This window comes from Candidatus Planktophila sp., assembly GCF_040402275.1.
GTDB lineage: Bacteria > Actinomycetota > Actinomycetes > Nanopelagicales > Nanopelagicaceae > Planktophila.
Genome location: NZ_JBBAMW010000019.1, coordinates 13925 through 18102, shown reverse-complemented (window position 1 = coordinate 18102; position 4178 = coordinate 13925). Strand labels below are relative to the sequence as shown.

The window sequence follows — 4178 nt, the reverse complement described above, 5'->3', positions numbered from 1 at the left end:
CCGGTACCAGTACCTGCTTGGACCATAAGGTGGTGACGATCTGTTAGCGCATTTGCGACAGCTTCAGCCATCTCAATCTGGCCTTCGCGAGCAGAACCACCAATTGCTTCTACGGCAACATCTAGTGCCTTGCGCACCTTTGCTGACATATCGCTCATTAAAGAGCCATCAAATCCATAAACTCATTTACGGGTGTGGCTGCCAACTTGTCATAATCAAGACACAAATCCGTGATCTTCTTTTGCTTATCCGCATCATATATACGAGCCAAATTCGTCTTATATTTTTCAATCAAAAGCGGAATGCCCTCAACTCGGCGACGTGCATGGCCGATTGGGTATTCAACTGCCACCTCATCAAATGAACTGCCATCATTGAATTCAACTGTTATTGCATTGGCAATAGAGCGCTTTTCTGGGTTGTGATAATCCGCGGTATAGGTGGTGTCCTCAACGCAGACGATCTTTTCGCGCAGCGCATCAATACGGGGATCAGCTGCGATGTCATCCTCATAATCACGTGCAGTCAGGCGACCGAAGATAAAAGGAACTGCGGTCATGTACTGAATACAGTGATCGCGATCTGCCGGGTTATTCAGCGGTCCCTTTTTGTCGATGATGCGAATACACGCCTCATGCGTGCGAATGGTGACCTTCTTAATGTCATCAGATGTCTTACCCGCTGCCTGCATCTGGTGATAAATCGTCATCGCTGCTTCAACACCTGTTTGTGAGTGGAACTCTGCTGGGAAAGAAATCTTGAACAAGATGTTTTCCATTACATAGGTGCCGTATTGGCGCTGGAACGTAAATGCATTTCCTTTAAAAGAAACATCATAGAAGCCCCAAGTTTTTGCAGACAGCGCTGATGGATAACCCATCTCGCCAGTCTGTGCAATCAACGCAAGACGCACAGCGCGAGAGGTTGCATCTCCTGCTGCCCATGATTTACGAGATCCGGCATTTGGAAAGTGGCGATAGGTGCGAAGTGATTGACCATCGACCCAAGCAAGTGAAACAGCAGCTAGTGCTTGATCACGGGTGAGGCCCATCATCTGTGCAACAACTGCAGTTGAAGCGACCTTTACTAAAATAACGTGATCAAGGCCGACCTTGTTAAATGAGTTTTCAAGTGCGATACAACCCTGAATTTCATGGGCTTTGATCATCGCTGTGAAAACATCTTTGATCACAAATTTCTTATCGGTTGTGCGAGAGAGCCAATCAGCCGTTGCCAAAATACCACCCAAGTTATCTGATGGATGTCCCCATTCAGCAGCTAACCAGGTGTCATTAAAATCTAACCAACGAATCATTGCGCCGATGTTGAAAGCACCTTGCACAGGATCTAACACATGCTTTGTGCCAGGAACTTTCACACCGTTAGCAACAGTTAAACCGGGAACAACAGGGCCTAAAAGCTTGGTGCAGGCCTCATATTCAAGTGCTTCCAGACCACACCCCAGTGTGTCCATAAAGCAGTTCCATGCAGTTTCATAAGCAACCGGTGATTTAACCTCATAGTTCAGTGCGTAATCGACGATGTCGATGATTTCCTGATCGTATGGCTGGTTACTTTTAACTACATGGCTAGACATTGATTAGCGCTTTTCGATTGGAAGAAAAGCCAAATCTTCAGGACCAACATAGGTAGCAGTTGGGCGAATGATCTTGCCATCGTTGCGCTGCTCGATAACGTGGGCAGTCCAGCCTGAAATACGTGCCATTACAAACAGTGGGGTGAAGTAGTTAACTGGAATCTTCATCGCATCATATGCAACTGCTGAGAACCAGTCCACATTAGGGAACATCTTCTTAACTTCCATCATCACAGATTCGATGCGCTCTGCAACATCATATAAATTCTCTTTGCCAGCCTGAACAGCAAGCTCCTTTGTAATGACCTTAACGATCTCATTACGAGGATCTGAAACTGTGTAAACAGGGTGACCAAAGCCAATCACAACTTCCTTAGCCTCTACGCGTTTTCTAATATCTGCTTCGGCCTGATCTGGTGATGAGTAACGAAGCTGAATTTCTAGTGCTACTTCATTAGCACCACCGTGCTTTGGACCACTAAGTGCTCCAATTGATCCGGTCACACATGAGTAAATATCTGCCCCAGTTCCGGCAATGACGCGACCTGTAAATGTTGAGGCGTTGAACTCGTGCTCTGCGTAGAGAACTAATGAGGCGTGCATAGCTTTTTCCCACAGCGCACTTGGCTTTTCGCCATGTAATAGATGAAGAAAGTGCGCTCCGATTGAATTTTCATCTGTTTCTACTTCAATTCTTTTGCCACTATTTGCAAAGTGGTGCCAGTAACCAAGAAGAGAGCCAGTCTTTGCCAGCATTGAATCTGCAATATCGCGAGCCTCTGCTTCAGTGTGATGAGCAGACTCTGGTGTTATTGCACCGAGTGCTGAAAAGCCAGTACGTAAGACATCCATTGCATGGGCAGTTGCTGGAAGTTGTTCTAGAACTGTCTTTACCTGAGGTGAAAGAGCACGTAATCCCTTGAGTTTTGCCTTATAAGTATCTAGTTGTGCCTGTGTTGGTAGTGCGCCATGAACAAGAAGGAATGCAATCTCTTCAAACTCGCAGTTAGCAGCTAGGTCTTTGATTGAGTACCCGCGGTAGTGAAGATCAGCTCCACCTACAGCGCTAAGCGCCGTGTTTCCCGCTGGAACACCCGAGAGCGCAACTGACTTCTTTACTTTGATTTCTTCCATGATTTCCTACCCGTTGTCTTTGCCTAGTGTTTGGTCAAGTGCTTTCTCGTACTCATAATAATTAATTGCCTGATACAACTCTTCTCGTGTCTGCATTGTGTCGATCACAGCGGCCTGTGTGCCATTGCGTCGGATGGCCGAATAAACGTTCTCTGCCGCCTTGTTCATCGCTCTAAAGGCTGACAATGGATAAAGGATCATCCCGACCCCTTGGGCAGCCAACTCATCACGAGTAAACAAGGGAGTCTTTCCAAATTCAGTGATATTTGCCAAGATGGGCTTGGAAACAGCAGCTGAAATCTTTGCATAATCTGCGAGGTTTTCAATTGCCTCTGGGAATACTAAATCCGCACCTGCCTCGATGTAGGCATGAATACGATCAAGCGCTGAATCGATGCCCTCATTAGCAATCGCATCTGTTCTTGCCATGATCTGAAAATTATCATCTGTGCGAGCATCAACTGCTGCCTTGATGCGATCAACCATTTCACCCTTTGAAACAATTTCCTTGTTAGGGCGATGACCGCAGCGCTTTGCGCCAACCTGATCTTCGATATGCATTGCGGCCGCTCCAGCTTTGATCAGATCTTTTACTGTGCGGCCAATGTTAAAAGCCGATGCACCAAACCCTGTGTCAGCATCAACTAACAGCGGTGTATCGCACACATTTGTTATACGACGAACATCGGTCAATACATCATCAAGTGTTGTAATTCCTAGATCAGGAACACCTAAAGATCCTGCCGCAACTCCGCCTCCTGATAAATAGATGGCTCGGTATCCAGCGCGCTTGGCAAGCAGGGCGTGATTAGCGTTGATGGTTCCAATAATTTGAAGCGGGGTTTCTTCAACTAACGCCCTCTTAAAGGCTGCTCCTGCGCTAGTTACGCTCACCGAGGGAGTCTATCTAGGCGTTCTTCAAACGCAAAAGTTCAAGGGCAGCAACTGCGCTGTCATATCCCTTGTCCTCTGTGCTGCCAGCAACACCTGATCTGGCAATAGCTTGATCAAGGTCATTACACATCAAGACGCCATAGCCAATTGGTTTGCCATACTTTAGGGAAACATCGATCACCCCTTGAGTCACGCCTTGGCAGACATAATCAAAGTGAGGTGTTTCACCCTTTAACACCAAGCCCACTGCAACAACAGCATCAAAGCCCTTCTCAAATGCGTATTGGGCAGCAAGTGGAATTTCAAATGATCCCGGAACAAAATGAACTTCAACGGTTTCAACCTTTGCCTCACCAAGTGCGCGCTTGGCACCTGCAATTAAGTCATTACAAATATCTAGATGCCAGGATGAGGAGATGATCGCAACCTTTGCCTGTGGAAGAGGTGTGATACCAATACGTGGTGCATGTCCTGCCATTTACTTGCCTCCTCGTGAGTGACCAAGTTTTTCTTCCTTGGTAGCTAGATACTTTTCATTAAACTTATTGCTGGC

4 protein-coding genes are annotated in these 4178 nt (G+C 46.7%); all 4 read right to left on the bottom strand.

Features of this window, described 5'->3' with window-relative positions; genetic code table 11:
* Positions 1-157 precede the first annotated feature (157 nt).
* The 4 genes from AC9UEY_RS04825 to ribH are packed head-to-tail and all read right to left on the bottom strand — an operon-like array spanning position 158 to position 4103.
* Positions 158-1597, bottom strand: a complete 1440-nt coding sequence (locus AC9UEY_RS04825; RefSeq protein ID WP_509538518.1) for a bifunctional 2-methylcitrate dehydratase/aconitate hydratase — start codon at positions 1595-1597, stop codon at positions 158-160.
* 3 nt (positions 1598-1600) lie between these two features.
* Positions 1601-2731, bottom strand: a complete 1131-nt coding sequence (gene prpC, locus AC9UEY_RS04820) for a bifunctional 2-methylcitrate synthase/citrate synthase (protein ID WP_509538515.1) — start codon at positions 2729-2731, stop codon at positions 1601-1603.
* A 6-nt stretch (positions 2732-2737) separates the two neighbouring features.
* Positions 2738-3625 (bottom strand): methylisocitrate lyase, encoded by an 888-nt coding sequence (gene prpB, locus AC9UEY_RS04815; protein WP_509538513.1) that lies wholly within the window; start codon positions 3623-3625, stop codon positions 2738-2740.
* A 13-nt stretch (positions 3626-3638) separates the two neighbouring features.
* The gene (ribH, locus tag AC9UEY_RS04810; RefSeq protein WP_509538510.1) at positions 3639-4103 is read right to left on the bottom strand and encodes a 6,7-dimethyl-8-ribityllumazine synthase; all 465 of its coding nucleotides are present in this window, start codon (positions 4101-4103) and stop codon (positions 3639-3641) included.
* Between the last annotated feature and the right edge of the window lie 75 nt (positions 4104-4178).